This window comes from Agromyces flavus (assembly GCF_900104685.1).
Classification (GTDB): domain Bacteria; phylum Actinomycetota; class Actinomycetes; order Actinomycetales; family Microbacteriaceae; genus Agromyces; species Agromyces flavus.
In genome coordinates this window covers 3408936-3425370 of sequence record NZ_LT629755.1, presented here as the reverse complement: position 1 = coordinate 3425370, position 16435 = coordinate 3408936, and the positions used below count along the sequence as shown (strand labels likewise).

The 16435-nt window shown below is 71.2% G+C and carries 20 protein-coding genes; 11 read left to right on the top strand and 9 right to left on the bottom strand.

Features of this window, described 5'->3' with window-relative positions:
* Positions 1 to 23 precede the first annotated feature (23 nt).
* Positions 24 to 1454 (bottom strand): MocR-like transcription factor YczR, encoded by a 1431-nt coding sequence (gene yczR / locus BLT99_RS16265; RefSeq protein WP_229724524.1) that lies wholly within the window; start codon positions 1452 to 1454, stop codon positions 24 to 26.
* Positions 1455 to 1532: 78 nt separating this feature from the next.
* On the opposite strand from yczR, the gene yczE reads away from it, so the two are divergent.
* Positions 1533 to 2249, top strand: a complete 717-nt coding sequence (yczE, locus tag BLT99_RS16260) for a membrane protein YczE (protein ID WP_229724526.1) — start codon at positions 1533 to 1535, stop codon at positions 2247 to 2249.
* 131 nt (positions 2250 to 2380) lie between these two features.
* Positions 2381 to 2638 carry a hypothetical protein gene (locus tag BLT99_RS16255; RefSeq protein ID WP_092674793.1) on the top strand — a complete coding sequence of 86 codons (258 nt, stop codon included), beginning with the start codon at positions 2381 to 2383 and terminating at the stop codon, positions 2636 to 2638.
* A 161-nt stretch (positions 2639 to 2799) separates the two neighbouring features.
* On the opposite strand, the gene BLT99_RS16250 is transcribed toward BLT99_RS16255, so the two are convergent.
* Positions 2800 to 3558, bottom strand: a complete 759-nt coding sequence (locus BLT99_RS16250) for a MerR family transcriptional regulator (protein WP_092674791.1) — start codon at positions 3556 to 3558, stop codon at positions 2800 to 2802.
* Positions 3559 to 3784: 226 nt separating this feature from the next.
* Between BLT99_RS16250 and BLT99_RS16245 the strand changes: the two genes are divergently transcribed.
* From BLT99_RS16245 to crcB, 4 genes are all read left to right on the top strand, one after another.
* The gene (locus tag BLT99_RS16245) at positions 3785 to 4627 is read left to right on the top strand and encodes a DUF4097 family beta strand repeat-containing protein (protein WP_092674789.1); all 843 of its coding nucleotides are present in this window, start codon (positions 3785 to 3787) and stop codon (positions 4625 to 4627) included.
* Positions 4624 to 5235 carry a PadR family transcriptional regulator gene (locus tag BLT99_RS16240; protein ID WP_092674787.1) on the top strand — a complete coding sequence of 204 codons (612 nt, stop codon included), beginning with the start codon at positions 4624 to 4626 and terminating at the stop codon, positions 5233 to 5235. Before BLT99_RS16245 ends, BLT99_RS16240 begins: the two co-directional genes overlap by 4 nt.
* A gap of 84 nt (positions 5236 to 5319) precedes the next feature.
* On the top strand, positions 5320 to 5739 hold the full coding sequence (locus tag BLT99_RS16235) for a fluoride efflux transporter FluC (protein ID WP_092674786.1): 420 nt from the start codon (positions 5320 to 5322) through the stop codon (positions 5737 to 5739).
* Positions 5736 to 6104, top strand: coding sequence for a fluoride efflux transporter CrcB (gene crcB / locus BLT99_RS16230; RefSeq protein WP_092674784.1), 369 nt, complete (start codon positions 5736 to 5738; stop codon positions 6102 to 6104). The genes BLT99_RS16235 and crcB overlap by 4 nt, the downstream gene beginning before the upstream one ends.
* A gap of 23 nt (positions 6105 to 6127) precedes the next feature.
* Here crcB and BLT99_RS16225 read toward each other — a convergent pair whose 3' ends face one another.
* Positions 6128 to 7297, bottom strand: a complete 1170-nt coding sequence (locus tag BLT99_RS16225) for an NAD(P)-binding domain-containing protein (RefSeq protein ID WP_166670904.1) — start codon at positions 7295 to 7297, stop codon at positions 6128 to 6130.
* Between the two features lie 178 nt (positions 7298 to 7475).
* On the opposite strand from BLT99_RS16225, the gene BLT99_RS16220 reads away from it, so the two are divergent.
* Positions 7476 to 7673, top strand: coding sequence for a DUF3073 domain-containing protein (locus tag BLT99_RS16220; protein WP_092674782.1), 198 nt, complete (start codon positions 7476 to 7478; stop codon positions 7671 to 7673).
* 51 nt (positions 7674 to 7724) lie between these two features.
* Here the strand turns inward: BLT99_RS16220 and BLT99_RS16215 are convergent, their stop codons facing one another.
* The 3 genes from BLT99_RS16215 to purM are packed head-to-tail and all read right to left on the bottom strand — an operon-like array spanning position 7725 to position 10334.
* The gene (locus tag BLT99_RS16215; RefSeq protein WP_197675505.1) at positions 7725 to 8405 is read right to left on the bottom strand and encodes a hypothetical protein; all 681 of its coding nucleotides are present in this window, start codon (positions 8403 to 8405) and stop codon (positions 7725 to 7727) included.
* Between the two features lie 58 nt (positions 8406 to 8463).
* A complete protein-coding gene (locus tag BLT99_RS16210) occupies positions 8464 to 9225 on the bottom strand; it encodes an LLM class flavin-dependent oxidoreductase (protein WP_229724528.1) in 762 nt (253 codons plus the stop codon).
* 2 nt (positions 9226 to 9227) lie between these two features.
* Complete coding sequence (gene purM / locus BLT99_RS16205; protein ID WP_092674779.1) at positions 9228 to 10334, bottom strand: phosphoribosylformylglycinamidine cyclo-ligase; 1107 nt, start codon at positions 10332 to 10334, stop codon at positions 9228 to 9230.
* 69 nt (positions 10335 to 10403) lie between these two features.
* On the opposite strand from purM, the gene BLT99_RS16200 reads away from it, so the two are divergent.
* Both BLT99_RS16200 and BLT99_RS16195 read left to right on the top strand, forming a co-directional pair.
* Positions 10404 to 11021: a zinc-binding alcohol dehydrogenase gene (locus BLT99_RS16200; RefSeq protein WP_092674777.1), complete on the top strand. Its 618-nt coding sequence runs from the start codon at positions 10404 to 10406 to the stop codon at positions 11019 to 11021.
* Between the two features lie 23 nt (positions 11022 to 11044).
* A complete protein-coding gene (locus BLT99_RS16195; RefSeq protein WP_092674775.1) occupies positions 11045 to 11479 on the top strand; it encodes a hotdog fold thioesterase in 435 nt (144 codons plus the stop codon).
* Positions 11480 to 11485: 6 nt separating this feature from the next.
* Here the strand turns inward: BLT99_RS16195 and BLT99_RS16190 are convergent, their stop codons facing one another.
* Complete coding sequence (locus BLT99_RS16190) at positions 11486 to 12034, bottom strand: hypothetical protein (RefSeq protein ID WP_092674773.1); 549 nt, start codon at positions 12032 to 12034, stop codon at positions 11486 to 11488.
* Positions 12035 to 12355: 321 nt separating this feature from the next.
* On the opposite strand from BLT99_RS16190, the gene BLT99_RS16185 reads away from it, so the two are divergent.
* Positions 12356 to 13087, top strand: coding sequence for a glutamine amidotransferase (locus BLT99_RS16185; RefSeq protein WP_092676565.1), 732 nt, complete (start codon positions 12356 to 12358; stop codon positions 13085 to 13087).
* A 60-nt stretch (positions 13088 to 13147) separates the two neighbouring features.
* Here the strand turns inward: BLT99_RS16185 and BLT99_RS16180 are convergent, their stop codons facing one another.
* Positions 13148 to 14098, bottom strand: coding sequence for a trypsin-like serine peptidase (locus tag BLT99_RS16180; protein ID WP_092674771.1), 951 nt, complete (start codon positions 14096 to 14098; stop codon positions 13148 to 13150).
* A 371-nt stretch (positions 14099 to 14469) separates the two neighbouring features.
* Between BLT99_RS16180 and purF the strand changes: the two genes are divergently transcribed.
* A complete protein-coding gene (gene purF / locus BLT99_RS16175) occupies positions 14470 to 15927 on the top strand; it encodes an amidophosphoribosyltransferase (protein WP_092674769.1) in 1458 nt (485 codons plus the stop codon).
* On the opposite strand, the gene BLT99_RS18125 is transcribed toward purF, so the two are convergent.
* Positions 15920 to 16396, bottom strand: a complete 477-nt coding sequence (locus BLT99_RS18125) for a hypothetical protein (protein ID WP_229724530.1) — start codon at positions 16394 to 16396, stop codon at positions 15920 to 15922. The two genes, purF and BLT99_RS18125, sit on opposite strands and share 8 nt — an antisense overlap.
* Between the last annotated feature and the right edge of the window lie 39 nt (positions 16397 to 16435).

Here is a 16435-nt window from a genome sequence, read left to right as displayed (position 1 = left end):
GGTGCTGGCGTGCGGCCCGACGCTCAGACGACCGCGGCGAGCACGTTCTGGTCGGGCACCGGCGTCCGGGCGAGCGAGCCCCACGCTCGACGCAACGCCTGCACGGCGGCATCCGTCGCCTCGGCCGGGTAGCAGATGGGCAGCCGGAGGAAGCGCTCGAAGGCCCCGTCGATGCCGAAGCGCGGGCCGGCCGCGACGATCAGGCCGTGCGTACGTGCCGCGAGCGCGAGCTGCGAGCTCACCGGCGCACCGAGACCGACCCACGTGACGATGCCGCCGTCGACGTGGGGCACATGCCACTCGGGGAAGGCGTCGGCCAGCAGACGTTCGAGGTGGTCGCGACCGGCGCGCAACTGTTCGCGTCGCAGGTCGAGGATGTCGTCCATGCGGCTGAACAGGCGCGCGACGACGAGCTGCTCGAGGATCGGCGTGCCGAGGTCGCCCGGCGAGCGCACCGCGAGGAGCTTCCGGATCAGCGGACGGTCGGCGCGGATCCACCCGACGCGCACGCCGCCCCACACGGTCTTCCCGACCGAGCCGACCATCACGGCGGGTCCGTACGCGGCGAGCGGCTTCAGGTCGAGTCCGCGATCGATGTCGAGTTCGGCGGTCGTCTCGTCGGCGATGACGACCGTGCCCTGGCGTGCGGCGGCGTCGAGCACGCGCTCTCGCGCCGACGCATCGAGCGAGCGACCCGTGGGGTTGTGGAAGTCGGGCATCAGGTAGGCGGCGACCGGGTTGGCGTGCCCGATCGCGCGCACGAGGTCGGCCGCCTCGTCGGTCGCGCCGAATCCCTCGGGACCGGCGTCGTGCGGTGCGGTCGCGACGGTCACCAGTCGGGCGCCGGCGTTGCGCAGGGCCTCGTACGCGTGGGGGTAGGTCGGCGCTTCGATGAGCGCGCGGTCGCCACGCCCCACGAGCGCACGGGAGAGCAGGGCGATGGCATGCTGGGCGCCGATCGTGACCATGATCTGCTCGGGACCGGTGGGCAGGCCGCGCGCCGTGTATCGGTCCGCGATGGCCGCGCGCAGTTCGGGGATGCCGATGGGGTCGAAGCCCGGGTCGCCGAGGTGCGCCGGCAGGTCGTCGACGGCGGCGCGCGCGACATCCGGCAGCCACGGCAGCGCGGGCAGCGCAGCCTTCGAGAAGTCGATGTAGTCGGCGGCCGGCGGCGCGGGCAGGAACGCGGGCGCCCCCGGCAGGCGAGCCACGCTGCCGGAGCCGCGGACGCTGCGGAGCAGGTCCTGGTCGCGCAGCTCGCGGTACGCGGCGGTGACGGTCGTGCGGCTGAGGCCGAGGCGCTCGGCGAGTTCGCGCTCGGCCGGCAGGCGGGTGTCGACGGGGATCCGGCCGTCGAGCACGAGCAGCCTGATGCGATCTGCGAGCGCCCGGTAGGCGCTGCCGTCGTCGCCCCGCCACTCGCCGAGCAGCGTCTGCAGGGCCCGGGCGCTCATCGTGGCATCCATGATGCAAGCCACTGTAGCCCGGTTGGCTCTTTGCGAAAAGGCCAATCACGGGATTGGATTGCTTGCATGCCACGCGTCTCCCGTCTTCGCTCGATCGCCGCACGGACCCGCACGAGCGACCCGGCCCCGGTGTTCGCCCGACGGCTCGTGCAGCTCGTGGTGGGCCTCTTCCTGTACGGGCTCGGCATCGCGATGATCGTGCGCGGCGAGCTCGGCGTGGCGCCGTGGGACGTGCTGACCCAGGGCATCGCGAAGCAGACCGGCCTGGGCTTCGGCCTGATCACCGTGCTCACGAGCGGCGTCGTACTGCTGCTGTGGATCCCACTTCGGCAGCGGCTCGGATTCGGTACGGTGATGAACGCACTGCTCGTCGGCCCGTTCGCCGACCTCTCGCTCTGGTTGATCCCCGCCGGACTGGACCTCTGGGCGCGCATCCTCCTGCTCTTCGGCGGCATCGTCGTGCTCGCGGTCGCCACGGGCCTCTACATCGGGGCGCACTTCGGCCCCGGGCCCCGCGACGGCCTCATGACCGGCCTGCACCGTCGCACCGGATGGCGCATCTGGATCGTCCGCACCGGCATCGAGCTCGCCGTGCTGGGCACCGGCTTCCTCCTCGGCGGCAACGTCGGCGTCGGCACGCTCGCCTTCGCACTGCTCATCGGCCCGCTCTGCGGGTGGGCGATCCCGCTCTTCGCGGTGAAGCGGCCGGCGGATGGCGCGGCGCAGCGCAGCGTCGGAAGCCGCGACGTCCCGCACCCCGCCACCGAGCCCACCCCGGCCTGACCACTGCCGGACTCGCCCCAGTTCGAGGGTCTCGCGTCGTGGAACCGCGCTGCTACCGTGACCGGCACGTGTCGCGCGGCGGGGACACCGTGACCCCGTGCTGCTCTTCGCGACGAGGGAAGGGGACCCACATGCACGCTCGCACCATCGCCCTCTCCGCCGCCGGCCTGGCCCTGGCGGGCACGCTCGGGCTGGCGACCCCCGCCACCGCTGCGCCGAACCCGGTGAGCCCGCATGCCTCGTGCGTCGGCCAGACGTTCGTCCCGCAGGCTGTGGGCGAGCCAGGTGCGATCGCCGCGCGCATCGCGGAGATCAAGAGCTTCATCCCGGTGAGCTTCGGCGCGGTCATCGGCGACTTCGCCCGCTGGGAGGACTGCTCGGGCGACTGACCGGGCGTCGACATGCCCCTTCCACCGGGTTCCGCGAACGCGGTCCCGGCGGAAGCAGCCTCTGCGAGGCTCGGTGAGTTGCCGGTTCCGCCGGGTTCCGCGACGGATGCCCCGGCGGAACCGGCAACTCGCTGCGCTCGCGCCGCGAGCTGGCCGGCCTGCTACAGGTTGCGCTCGGCGTACGCGGTCATCGCGTCGCGCACGAACTCGGCGCCGCCGGTGCCGCCGTAGTTGGCCGCGAACCGCTCATCGGCCACGTACATGTCGGCCAGCCCGACGAAGTACTCCTTCGTCGGACCGCTGGCGCCGCCGCCGGGCGTGCCCGGAATGCCGCGCAGCCAGTCGAACTGCCGCTGCGCGAGCGCCTGGGCCTCGTCGCCTGCGGGGTCGATCCCCCGCTCGGCGGCCGCGATCCAGTCGCGTCCCAGGGACGCCGCGCGCTCCTTCCATGCGGCGCGCTCGTCGTCGCCCATGCCGCGCCACCACGCGTCGCTCTTCGCGTACGCCTCGCGGCCCCAGCGTTGCTCGACCTCCTCGCGGTACTGCGTGTGGTCGAAGCCGTCGAACATCTCCTTCGCCATGATCTCCTCACCTCCCTCCAATGCGTCGATGGTGCGTTCGACCGATGCGACCTGGCGGGCGAGCCGGTCCTGCTCCTGCCGGAGCCACGCGAGATGGCCGGCGAGCGCGCGCGATTCGTCGCGCTGCCCGTCGAGCACCTCGGCGATCGCCGGCAGCCCGAGTCCGAGCTCGCGCAGCAGCAGTACGCGCTGCAGCTTCACGAGCGCGCCCCGGTCGTAGTACCGGTACCCGTTGGCGCCGACGCGAGTCGGCTCGAGCAGGCCGATGTCGTCGTAATGACGCAGCGTGCGGCTCGTCGTGCCGGCCAGCTTCGCGATCTCCTGAATTGACCAATCCACCGACCTCTCCCTCCTCGTTCGCCTCGGTCGAATAACACCGTAGAAGTTGACGCAACGTCAAGGTCAAGCCAGATGTCACGACCAGGTCGAGGCCCGAACGCGATCTATCTTGACGCCGTCCGACACGCGATATATCGTGAGTATCCGAAGACGCGATATATCGCGATGGGCGCCCGAATCGGCGCACGGCGCGCCATCCGCCCGCCGCAGAACGAAGGAGAACCGAATGGCCATCGAGAAGTGGGTCGTGAACCCCGGAGAGACCAGGGTCATCGACCTCGAACTCGTCCGCAAGCTCAAGGTCAGCCTCATCGGCGGCAAGGTCGACGTCATCGCGCACGACGAGCCCGGAGCGCGCGTCGAGGTGTCCAGCGTCACGGGCAAGGACCTCATGATCCAGATCGACGGCGACTCGCTCGAGATCGACCACCCGCAGCTGCGCTGGGACAACTTCGTCGAGGTCTTCAAGGGCTTCACCGGCAGCGCGAGGGCCGAGGTGTCGATCCTCGCGCCGCGGCACATCGTCATGAAGCTCGGCGTGGTGTCGGGCGACGCGCTCGTGTCGGGCTTCGACAACGACGGCAAGTTCAGCTCGGTCTCCGGCGACCTCGTCATCGACAACCACGCCGGCGACATCGAGTGCACGAGCGTCTCGGGCGAGGTATCGGTCGGCGACCACACCGGCCGGGTCACGGCGCACACCGTGTCGGGCGACGTGACCGTCACCGGCGAGGTCGGCTCGTTCAAGGCCGACACCGTCTCGGGCGACATGATCCTCGACGTCAGGGGGACGCCCAGCCGCGTCGACACCAACACCGTCTCGGGCGACCTGACGCTGCGGTTCGACACCGGCAGCGGTGCGCGCTACCGCGTGAACACCGTCACCGGCCGGTTGCTGCTCGACGACACCCAGATCAAGGGCACCCTCGGCAAGGGGTTCGAACGGGTCACGGGCGAGCTCGTGGGCACCTGGATGGACCTCGGCGCCAACAGCGTCTCGGGCAACATCTCCGTCATCCGCCGCCAGGCGGCGACCGCGCCCGCCGACTCCAGCGAGGCGACGGCATGACCCCGCCCGTCTTCGCCCACGGCAACCTGCGCCTCTACCTGCTCGCCCTCCTCGAGGAGCAGCCTCGCCACGGGTACGAACTCATCCAGGCCCTGTCCGACCGGTTCGGCGGCACCTACTCGCCGAGCGCCGGCACGATCTACCCGCGCCTGGCCAAGCTCGAGGAGGAGGGGCTCGTGACCAAGCGCACCGACGGCCGCAAGTCGGTGTACGAGATCACCGACGCCGGTCGTGCCGAACTCGAGTCGCGCCGGCACGAACTCGACGCCATCGAGGACGACGTGACCGACTCGGTGCGCCGGCTCGCCGAGGGCGTGCGGGCCGAGGTCGACTCCGCGATGCGGACGCTGCGGGCCGAGCTCGCGAACGCCGCCCGCGAGGCGCGCAAGGCGGCGAGCACCGAGCCCGCCACGCCGCAGCCGACCGCCGAGTCGACGCGCGCGATGCACGAGGCCGACCTCGCCATCACCGAGTTCCGCCAGCAGCTGCGGCTCGAGTTGCGCAACCAGGCCAACCGCGGCCGGGTCAACGGCGACACCGTGACGCTCTTGCGCACGCGGCTCGCCGATGTCCGCACCGAGGTCCTGCAGGAGCTCGCCCGCAGCTGACCTCGGTCGCTTCGAACCAGGATGCCGCCGGCCCCCGAGGTCGGCGGCATCCGCGTATCCGCCCCGAACGCGTAGCCTCGACGCGTGCTCCCCTACCTCGCGGTGTTCGCCGGCGGCCTCGTCGGCACCGGGCTCCGTTTCGCCCTCGACGTCGCGCTGCCGCATCCCGACGACGGGTTCCCCTGGTCCACGTTGATCGTCAACCTCGTGGGTGCCTTCGCGCTGGGCTGGCTCGCCGGCGGGCTGTGGACGCGTCCGTCCACGCCGGCCTGGCTCAAGGCCGGCCTGGGCTCGGGGGTCATCGGGTCGTTCACGACGCTCTCGGCGGTGATGGGCTCGCTCACGATCCTCGGACGCGAGAGCGAGGTCGCCCTGGCGGCCGTGTACCTCGCCGTCTCGGTCGTCGCCGGACTCGCACTCGCCGCGGGCGGGCTGAAGCTCGGATCCTCGTTCGCCCATCGTCCGATGCCCACCGAGGTCACCGACGACGGGGCGACGCTGTGAGCCCGCTTGCGGTGGGCGCGCTGCTCGTCGCGGGTGCCGTCGGCGCCGTCATCCGCTACGCGCTGTCGCGCGCATACCCCGTGCGGCCGGGTCACCTGCCCGGCGGCATCCTCATCGTCAACGTCGTCGGCTCGCTCGTCGCCGGCGTCGTCATCGGACTCGCCGAGCGCGCGGCCATCTCCGACGACGTGCGACTCGTGCTCCTGACGGGGTTCTGCGGCGGGCTCACGACCTTCAGCACCTGGTCGGTCGAGACGATCGAGCTCGTCGACGGCGGGAGGTGGCGGGCCGCCATCCTCAACGTCGTCGTGACCCTCGTGGTCGGCCTCGGCGCGGCCGTCGCGGGCTACCTGATCGCCCGCTGAGCGGCCGCCGATCGGCGCGCCGGTTACAGGATCGCCATGATCTGCCGGGCGATCATGCGCCCGGCACGGTTCGCGCCGATCGTCGAGGCCTGCGGTCCGTAGCCGGCGAGGAAGATCCGCGGATCCTGCCACGCGGCACCCTGGCCCACGGTCACGCCGCCCGCCTTCTCGCGGAGCTTGAGCGGTGCCAGGTGACGCAGTTCGGGGCGGAACCCCGTGGCCCAGATGATGGCATCGGCGCGCGCCGAGGAGCCGTCATCCCAGACGACCCGGTCGCCCTCGATGCGGTCGAACATCGGACGTGCCCTGAGGAGCCCCCGCTCGATGCCGGCGGCGATGCGCCGGTTCTTGGGCACGCCCGTGCCGCTGACGATCGACGGGAGTGCGCGGCCGGCCCGCGCGGCCTCGTCCTGACGGGAGACCGCGGCCGACGCTCCCTCGAGGTCGAGCTCCTGGCGGTCGAGCCAGTCGATGGGACGGCGCGAGACCCAGGTCAGGCCGGCTGCCACGGGCTCGAGCTCGAGCATGAATCCGATCGCCGAGGTGCCCCCGCCGACCACCACGACGTGCTGGTCGCGGAAGTCCTCGGCCGAGACGTAGTCGGACGTGTGCACGTGCCGGCCCGTGTACTCGGCCATGCCGGGGTAGAACGGCACGAACGGCGACCCCCACGTCCCCGTTGCGTTGACGAGGAACTGCGTGCGCACCTCGCCGCGCGGCACGACCCCCGTCTCGGGCTCCTGGAACGTCCGGCGCCGGCGGCCGAAGAAGCCGCGGGTCTTCAGCTCCTCCTCGGGCTGCGGGCTCAGGTCCTCGTACTCGATGCGCAGGTCGGCGCCGTCGTTCGAGACGCGCCGCACGTTCACCGGCCGATGCACCCGGAGCTCGAAGTGCTCCTCGAACCGGCCGTAGTAGTCGGCGACGACCTCCTTGGCCGGCAGCGTCCGGTCGGCGGTCTCGAAGCTGAGGCCGAGCTCCCCCATGCCCGGCAGGTCGTTGACCCGGTGCGCCGTGCCGAGGCGCAGGGACGACCAGCGATGCTGCCACGCGCCACCCGGTCCGGGAGCGCGGTCGAGCATGACGAAGTCCTCGTCGGCGACGAGTTCGAAGCGCCGCAGGTAATAGGCGACCGACAGCCCCGCCTGTCCGGCGCCGATCACCGCGACCTTCACGCGGTCGGGGATCGCATCCACCCGTCTATCCCACCATGTCCGAAGGGGTCCGGATGCCACGCCGCCGAGGCCTCCACAGGCCCCCGCGGCAACCGAGTCGGGGCTGCGGCGGTGGTAAACTACCAGCCGGGATTGTTCATATCAGAAAGAGCCGGGTGACGACCATCCCACCCGGCCAGACGTCGTAAGGGGGTCACGCATGGGGCGCGGCCGTCAGAAAGCCAAGCACACCAAGGTCGCGCGGGAGCTGAAGTACTTCAGCCCTGCGACCGACTACAGCGCGCTCGAGCGCGAGCTCACGGCTTCACATCACGACCACGACGACGAGGTGTCGAAGTGGGCCGAGTACGCCGACGACGACTCCTACGTGCCCGACGACGGCACCCACCGCTCCTGAGTCCCAGCCTTCCCGTCCGGCTGTCGCATCACCGCGACGGCACGGGCGGCCTCACGCGCGCCGCAGCATCCGCCTGAGCCCGAGCCCGGTGAGCAGGGCGACCGTGCTCGCCATGAGGACGCCCGCGATCCCGAACCCGGCGAACATCATGGGCGCGGGCGTCGACTCGTCGACGAACGGCGACGGCAGGAACGTGAACACGAGGCCGACGAGCCAGGCGCCCATGTTGAGCGGCACCCACCGCCATGCACCGGGAACGCCGGCACGCGCGAGCACGGGCAACTGCGCGGTGGGGATCGTCGCGAGCAGCACGAGACCCGCGACGCCGGCGACGGCCCAGGTCGCGGGTGAGGCCCAGTCGATCGCGAGGCCCACGTCCGAGAGCGTCGACGGCAGCATCCCGATCGACCAGGCGACGGATGCCGCGACCGCCGTCGCCGCGATCCACCTGCCGGCGGGCACCTCCGCGCTCGACCCGCGCAGGCCGGTCGACTGGCCGAGTCCGAGCAGTGCGCCCTCCCCCGCGCCGAAGACGACGAGCAGGAGCCACCTGCTCCAGGCGTCGAGGCCGAGGGTCGCTGCGAGGGCGAATCCGCTCACCGGAATCAGGAAGCCGAGGCTCTCGCCGAGCACGGTGAAGCCCACCCACCGGCCGAGCCGGAATGGCGCGGTTCCGCCCGATCGCCGCGGTGCTGCGGCAACGGCGGCGTCGCGATGTTCCGGTGCGCTCATGCGAGGAGCGTAGGTCGGCCGACCCGGCGGCGGACGGCCGATGGTCCCGTCGGGAGCGTCAGGCGGTCTCCCGCCAGCGTGCCGCCTCGTCGGCGAAGTGCTCGAGCTCGGCCAGCGTGCCGCCGACCGTGATCGCGCGCAGCACGACCTCGTCGACCACGTCGTACGACGCGAGCAGCGCGCCGCGATCGATGGTCGCCTCGATCGGGCTCACGCCGAGTCGCGCGAAGTTGGCGGCGTACGACCCGAACGACCCGTACCGGTCGGCTTCGCGCTGGAGCGCCGCTCGCGCCGCGCCGTCGACGATCGTGCGGACGTAGAGGACGCCGCGCACGGCGCCGGCCCGCTCGCCGGCATCCCGCCGCAAGTCGTCCATCGCGTGGCGTGCCGCGGTCGGGGTGAGCCAGTTGAGCACGACGGCGTCGGCCTGCTCGGCGGCGAGACGACGCATGTGGGGTCCCAGCGCCCCGACGGCGATCGCCGCGTCGGTGCGGGCCCGCAGGTCGGCGATGCCGTGGGCCACGAGCGCGAGCGGTCGACGCGCGCCGCCCGACCCGATCCCGATCGTCACGCGGTCGGCGGGCAGCCCGGCGACGTCGAGCTTCTCGACCGGACGGCGGTCGAGCGGGATCACGCCTGTCGCGAGCCCGAGCCGGTCCGTGACGTCGGCGACCGCGCGCAGGCCCGCGAGCGAGTCGCCGCCCGGCACGTCGTTGAGCCAGAGCGAGTCGAATCCGAGTCGTTCGAGTCGTGGGGCGAGCGCCCGCAGGATCGCGGCATCCGTGGTGCCGGGCAGTCCGAGCGAGAGCGCCGCGCGCACGATCAGCTCGCGTACGTGCCGACGAGGCGCACGGCGCCCCCGTCGACGCCCTTCGCACCCTGCTCGAAGCCGGCGAGGTCGCGCTCGCCCACGGCGACGGTGCCGACCTGCCATGCGGGGAGCCCGAGCGTGGCGAGCTCGGCGATGACGGATGCCGCGGCATCCGATGCCACGACCGCGAAGAACCCGATGCCGAGGTTCCACGTGCCCTCGGTCGACTCGAGCGTGGTGCCGGCGACGTCGTTGAGCACGCGGAAGACGGGCTGCGGTGACCACGTGGAGCGGTCGACCTCGACCCACGAGCCACGCGGCAGTACGCGCGCGAGGTTCGCGGCGATGCCGCCGCCCGTGACGTGCGAGAGCGAGTGGACGGCGCCGCCGAGCGTATCGTGCGCGAGCAGCTGCACGAGTGGGCCGGAGTAGAGCCGGGTCGGCTCGAGGAGCGCCTCGCCCCACGTCGTGCCGAGGTCGGCGGCGGCATCCGTGATCCTCAGGTTCGCCTCGGCGAGGATGTGGCGGACCAGCGAGTAGCCGTTGGAGTGCAGGCCGCTCGACTCGATCGCGACGACCACGTCGCCGTCGACGACCCGCTCGGCACCGAGTGCTCGGTCGGCCTCGACGACGCCCACCGCCGCGCCCGCGACGTCGTAGTCGTCGACGCCCATGAGGCCCGGGTGCTCGGCGGTCTCTCCGCCGACGAGCGCCGTGCCCGTCTCGGCGCAGGCGCGCGCGATGCCCGTGACGATCGCCGCGATGCGCTCGGGCACGACCTTGCCGCACGCGATGTAGTCGGTCATGAAGAGCGGCGTGGCACCGACCACGACGATGTCGTCGACGACCATGCCGACGAGATCCTGGCCGATGGTGTCATGGACGTCGAGCGCCTGCGCGATCGCGATCTTGGTGCCGACGCCGTCGGTCGAGGTCGCGAGTAGCGGGCGTCGGTAGTCCTTCGCGAAGGAGAGGTCGTAGAGTCCGGCGAAGCCGCCGACGCCGCCGAGCACGTTCGGGCCGTGCGTCTTCGCGACCGACTCCTTCATGAGTTCGACGGCGAGGTCGCCGGCGGCGGTGTCGACTCCGGCTGCGGCGTAGGACGAGTTCGCGCTCACTCGTCAAGGGTACCCACCCGGGCGCGCGCCTCACGGCCCGGTGACGGAGGCCGGCGATACAATCCGGGCATGCACGCGGGGTCGACGCCGTCGTGGGTGATTCGCGAGAATGCGAGCACCGCGGTGCTGCTCGCCCTCTATCTGCGCGAGGTGCTCGGCATCGCCTCCCCGGCCGAACTGCCGCGCCTGCGCGACGTCGGCCGGATCGGGCCCGAGGGTCGGCCCGACGTCGACGCGCACGATGCGCTCGAGAAGCAGTGGCGCGAGTGGTGGACCATGACGGTCGAGCCCGAGGAGCACCCGTCGCCCGTACCGCTCGAACTCGTGGATGCCTTCGGTACGGCCGTCGCGCTTCCCGTGTCGGGCGCCGAGGCGCTGGTCGGCGCCATCCGCCCGCATGCCGAGGCCGCGCTCGCGTGGGCCGACTGGGCGCACGAGCGGTATCGGACGGCGTCGGCGGTCCGCTCTGGCGACTCGTATCGAGCCTACGCGGGCAGCATCGCCGAGCATGAGCGCGAGGTGGGTCGGCGGGCGCACTCGTTCGAGCTGAACGTCGAGGTGCTGCCGCTGGCCGCATCCGGCGTCTGGTGGATCGGGCGCAAGACCGTCGCGGTCACCGATTCGCTGCGAGCCGATGCCGCGGCCTTCGACGAGGCGATCCACCCGATCATCGCCGAGCTCGCCTGAGTCCGCGTGGAAGACTCGACCGCATGAGCATCTGGTTCGGCGAGCCCTCGGTGGAGTGGGCGAACTCGCGCAGCGAGCAGGCGATGATCCGTGCGCTCGGCATCGAGATGACCGAGCTGACGTCGGATTCGCTGAAGGGCCGGATGCCGGTCGATCATCGCACCCGCCAGCCGGCCGGCGTCCTCCACGGGGGAGCGTCGGTCGCCCTCGCCGAGACGCTCGCGAGCTGGGGCGCCTCGTTCACGGTCGACCCCGAGCAGTTCTACTGCGTCGGCATGGAGATCAACGCGAACCACGTGCGCCCGGTCGCCGACGGCTGGGTGTACGGCGAGGCGCGTCCGATCACGCGCGGCCGCACGACCCAGGTGTGGGACATCCGCATCACCGACGAGCAGGGGCGCCTCGTGTGCGTCTCGCGATGCACCATGGCGGTGCTCGCCACGCCGTCGCAGTACTGACCGGCCTCAGCCCGGCGTCGCCCACTCAGCTGGGACCACGAACCAGTGCATCGCCATGATGTCGAACGCCGCGGCCTGAAGCCGTGTCTTCTCGAATCGCGCGGGATCGACGAGATCGACGACGATCACGCGATGCTCCGCCAAGTGGCCGTAGCGCCGAGGATCGATCGCGAACCGTGGCTCGCTCGCGCCCAACCGCTCGAACGCCGCCTCGATCTCGGGGCGATGATGCTCCAGCAGCTCAGCGGGCGACAGCGCCGCCTCGACGCGTGGTGACATGCGTGCCGCGCCGATCCGCGAGCGTTCGACTCGCTCGGCCGAGGTAACGTCCAGTCCACCCGCTGCGGCACGCATCTCGTGCTTCTGGCTTGCAGCGGCGATGCGGTGCACGGCTGCGTCGAGCCCGTCATCGAGCATTCGTTCGCGCCATGCGGCGAATGCCAGCACCGCATCTCGCACGACGTCCTTGCGACTCCGTCCCAGCAGATGCGCCAGGTCGCCGATGAGCCGATGCGTCTCGCGATCCACCTTGACGGTGGTGACCCACTCATCCATCGCCCTCACCTCCGCTCTGCACGGCGACCGCGCTCGGCATGCTCGGGCCATGCCCGGCCGGACATGGGATTCCTAATGAAGACACGGTGGAAAGGTATCCGGCGGATACTTCTCCACCGATTCTCCGAACGGAAACATGCTGTGCGACCAGTTACGGGTGGGCGGTGGAGGAAAGGTCGGCGCGGGCTCATGTCCCTGCGCCACCCCAACATGGCACGCTGGCGCCCGAGCAGCGATGGGATACCGTGCGTCGCCGACGGCTCGCAGGGCGACGGACGTTCGGCCCGCCGCAGCGCCGGGCGGCGCCGTATCGTGGCGCGCGTGAAGCCGTTCGTGCTGCTGGCGACGCGGGCCGAGGACGAGCCCGCGGACGGCGAGTACGCGCTCTTCCTTCGGGGCGCCGGGCTGGAGGAGCGCGAGCTGATCCGTGTGCGGCTCGAGGCGGAGCCGATGCCGCGGCTCGATCTGGATGAGCTGTCGGGCATCTTCGTGGGCGGCGGCCCGTTCAACGCGGCGGATCCTCCCGAAGAGAAGTCTGCCGTGCAGCGCCGGGTCGAGGAGGAGTTCGCGGCGCTCCTCGACGAGGTCGTCGCCCGGGACTTCCCCTTCCTCGGCGCCTGCTACGGCGTCGGCACGCTCGGCGTGCACGTCGGCGCCACGATCGACCGCACCTACGCCGAGCCGGTCAGCGTCGTTCCCGTCACGCTGACGCAGGACGGGGCATACGACCCCCTCATGGCCGGGATGCCCGACACCTTCCACGCCTTCGTCGGTCACAAGGAGGCGATCCGCTCCCTTCCTTCGACGGCGGTCCTGCTGGCGTCGTCACCCGGGTCCCCCGTCCAGGCGTTCCGGGTCCGCTCCAACGTCTACGCGACCCAGTTCCATCCCGAGCTGGACCTCGACGGCATCATCCTCCGCATCCATGCGTACGCGACCTACGGATACTTCTCCCCCGACGAGGTCGAGCAGGTGATCGACACCGTGCGGCGCGAGCCCGTGTCGGAACCGAGCCGCATGCTCCGGAACTTCGTCGAGCTGCACGCACGCTGACCACGCACGACGAAGCGCCCCGCACCGGTCCCTCGGTGCGGGGCGCTCCGGGTCAGCGCGTCAGGACGTGGCCGCGGTGGTGTACGTCGCCTGGGCGACCGAGCCGTAGTACGGCCCGAACATCACGTTGGGGATGTTGTTGTAGCCGAAGCTGTTCACCGAGTTCTGCGCCCCCGTTCCCAGGAACCAGGGGCCGCCCGAGGAGCCGCCGGTCATGTCGCACGCGATGCCCTGCGACTGCGTCTGGCCGTACGGGTCGGGGCTCGCCGTTCCGGCGCACGACTGCAGCGTCTGGCCGTTGAACGGCGCCGCGGCCGGATAGCCGAACGCCTCGTAGGCGAGCCCCCGCGCCTGGTTGAAGGCGATCGCCGTGCCGCCGACCGTCGCTGACAGGGTGCGGCCGTTCAGCAGTCCGACCTTCGCGAACGCGGTGTCGTACGTGATGTCGCCGCCCTTGGTCCACTGCGTGGGCGCCGTGAGCTTGGTCGCGGTCCACTGCCCGTAGGGGGCGGCGCCGTTCTGGTACGCCGGCACGAACACCCAGTTCGTGGCGTACTTGCCCTTGCCCGAGTGCACGCAGTGCGCCGCCGTGGCGACGAGGCTCGCGTTCGACGCGCTCACCGAGTTGCCTGAGCACACGTAGTTGCGGCCGTTGAGGGTGAAGAACACCTTGCCGATGTTGGGCACCGGGGTCTCGGCCGTGGCCATCGGCTGGATGTCGCCCGCGGGGGCGGGCTTGCCGTACGTGACCGGCGCGCCGGCCGCGACATCCGACGCCGGCGTCGACGCCGACTTGCCGGCCAGGAGGGAGTCGGCCGGGATCGCGGCCCGCATCCGCGCGGGCGTCCAGTAGCCGGCGGCGGCCGCGGCCTCGGCGGCGGGGACGGCGTGCTGGTCGACGCCCGGCGGGACGGACGGCGGTGCGGCGTTCGCCGCCGCCGGGACGGCCAGCAGGCCACACGCGACGAGGGCCGCGCCGGTGAGGGCGGCGCGGAGCGAGGTGAACTTCATGGACGATGGGTCCTTTCTCAACCGGCGGCCGGTCCCCCCAAGTCGGTCCCTGCGCCGCGTCAACGGAATGCGGGAGAGCCTGACAGCTGACCCTCGTACGGGGGGAGTGCCGGATCGCGGATTTGTGGGAACCGACGAACATCCGCACGGAATCGCAGACTTCCTGCCACATTCCGATCTCCCGGATTAGGCTGCCGAGTTCTGCGCTGACGTGCGGGATCGCGCATGCAGCCGAACGGTCGGTGCGCGGTCGAAGCCACCGCCGCTCAGTTGAGCAGCAGCATCCGCCCAGCCGGCTCACACGCGCGCATATGGGATGATGGACCGTCCAGCTCGGACGCTTCCCCACCCCACGAGGAGCCATCGCTCGCATGTGCGGCATCGTCGGCATCGTCTCCACCGAGCCCGTCAACCAGCAGATCTACGACAGCCTGCTCCTGCTGCAGCACCGAGGCCAGGACTCGACGGGCATCGCGACCGCCGACGGTCCCGTCTTCCACATGACGAAGGCGCGCGGCCAGGTGCGCGAGGCCTTCCGCACGCGCGACATGCGGTCGCTGCTCGGCACCATGGGCCTCGGCCACGTGCGGTACACCACCAAGGGCGCCGCCGAGCGCGAGGAGGAGGCGCAGCCGTTCTACGTGAACGCGCCGTACGGCATCATCCTCGTCCACAACGGCAATCTCACGAACACGCGCGAGCTCTCGCAGGACCTGTTCCGCATCGACCGCCGGCACGTGAACTCCACGAGCGACACCGAGATGCTGCTGAACGTCCTCGCGACCGAACTGCAGGGCCAGATCACCGGCCTCGAGCTCGACCCCGATCAGGTCTTCCAGGCCGTCTCGCACGTGCACGAGCGCGTCGAGGGCTCGTACGCGGTCATCGCCATGATCGCCGGGTACGGCCTGCTCGCGTTCCGCGACCCGTTCGGCATCCGCCCCCTCATCCTCGGCAAGCGCACGACGGATGGCGGGAAGACCGAGTGGATCGTCGCATCCGAGTCGCTCGTGCTCGAGAACGGCGACTACGAGGTCGTCCGCGACGTCGAGCCGGGCGAGGCGATCTTCATCACGCTCGACGGAGAGATGATCTCGCGCCAGTGCGCGACCAACCCGCGCCTCGTGCCGTGCTCGTTCGAGTACGTCTACCTCGCGCGACCCGACTCCGTGATGAACGGCATCTCGGTGTACGAGGCGCGACTGCGCATGGGCGACCGTCTCGCGAGCACGATCACCACGCACATGGACAAGGGCGACATCGACGTCGTCATGCCGATCCCCGACTCGTCCCGGCCCGCGGCCATGCAGGTCGCCCAGAAGCTGGGCATCGAGTACCGCGAGGGCTTCTACAAGAACCGCTACGTCGGCCGCACGTTCATCATGCCGGGCCAGGCGCAGCGCAAGCGATCGGTGCGCCAGAAGCTCAATGCGATGGGCACCGAGTTCAGGGGGAAGAACATCCTCATCGTCGACGATTCGATCGTCCGCGGCACCACGTCGAAGGAGATCGTCGAGATGGCCCGCGCCGCCGGCGCCAACAAGGTCACCTTCACGTCGGCGGCGCCGCCGGTGCGCTACCCGCACGTCTACGGCATCAACATGCCGAGCCGCCGCGAGCTCGTCGCGCACGACAAGAAGATCCCCGAGATCGCCCGCGAGCTCGGCGCCGACCACATGATCTACCAGGAGGTCGCCGACCTCCAGGCCGCGATCACCGACGGGACCGGCATCACCGAGCTCGACCTCTCGTGCTTCACGGGCGAGTACGTCACCGGCACCGTGACGCCCGAGTACCTCGACTGGGTGGAGCGAACCCAGCTCAGCTAGGCGAGTCGCCGTCCACGAAGTGGGTGGACTCGTGCTCGGCGACGGCCGAGCCGCGGCGCTTCGCGAGACGGCGGTCGACGATGAGGGCGACGACGCCGCCGAGTGCCGCGCCGAAGGCGGCGCACCAGAGCACGATGAAGCCGAAGACCTGCCCGCGGTCGAACTCGCCGTTCTCGGGATACGCGAAGGTCAGCACGAGCGCGAGGACCGCGCCGAGCACGATGCCCGCGACGATGAACGCCGGGTAGCGCGGGGCGCGGCGGACCGACACCGAGTCGTTCGTCCGCTCGGTCTCGAGGTGCTCGGCGTCGGGCGCATCGGGATCGACGTCCATGCGCGCCACCTTGGGGTGGGGCGCGTCGGCGTCATCGTCACGGCGGGCGACGGATGCCTCCGGCGCGGCCGTCGACGGCTCGCTCGGCTCCTGCTCGGGCTCGATCGGCTCGGGGCTCCTGGGGACATCGCTCACGAGACCATTCTCCCCCAGCTCGCCGACACGTGCGGTGGC

Bases quoted from the DNA above. Each gene is read 5' to 3' on its own strand.
- yczR (WP_229724524.1), bottom strand. From the start codon at position 1,454: ATGAGCGCCCGGGCCCTGCAGACGCTGCTCGGCGAGTGGCGGGGCGAC.
- yczE (WP_229724526.1), top strand. From the start codon at position 1,533: ATGCCACGCGTCTCCCGTCTTCGCTCGATCGCCGCACGGACCCGCACG.
- BLT99_RS16255 (WP_092674793.1), top strand. From the start codon at position 2,381: ATGCACGCTCGCACCATCGCCCTCTCCGCCGCCGGCCTGGCCCTGGCG.
- BLT99_RS16245 (WP_092674789.1), top strand. From the start codon at position 3,785: ATGGCCATCGAGAAGTGGGTCGTGAACCCCGGAGAGACCAGGGTCATC.
- BLT99_RS16240 (WP_092674787.1), top strand. From the start codon at position 4,624: ATGACCCCGCCCGTCTTCGCCCACGGCAACCTGCGCCTCTACCTGCTC.
- BLT99_RS16220 (WP_092674782.1), top strand. From the start codon at position 7,476: ATGGGGCGCGGCCGTCAGAAAGCCAAGCACACCAAGGTCGCGCGGGAG.
- BLT99_RS16215 (WP_197675505.1), bottom strand. From the start codon at position 8,405: ATGAGCGCACCGGAACATCGCGACGCCGCCGTTGCCGCAGCACCGCGG.
- BLT99_RS16200 (WP_092674777.1), top strand. From the start codon at position 10,404: ATGCACGCGGGGTCGACGCCGTCGTGGGTGATTCGCGAGAATGCGAGC.
- BLT99_RS16195 (WP_092674775.1), top strand. From the start codon at position 11,045: ATGAGCATCTGGTTCGGCGAGCCCTCGGTGGAGTGGGCGAACTCGCGC.
- BLT99_RS16190 (WP_092674773.1), bottom strand. From the start codon at position 12,034: ATGGATGAGTGGGTCACCACCGTCAAGGTGGATCGCGAGACGCATCGG.
- BLT99_RS16180 (WP_092674771.1), bottom strand. From the start codon at position 14,098: ATGAAGTTCACCTCGCTCCGCGCCGCCCTCACCGGCGCGGCCCTCGTC.
- purF (WP_092674769.1), top strand. From the start codon at position 14,470: ATGTGCGGCATCGTCGGCATCGTCTCCACCGAGCCCGTCAACCAGCAG.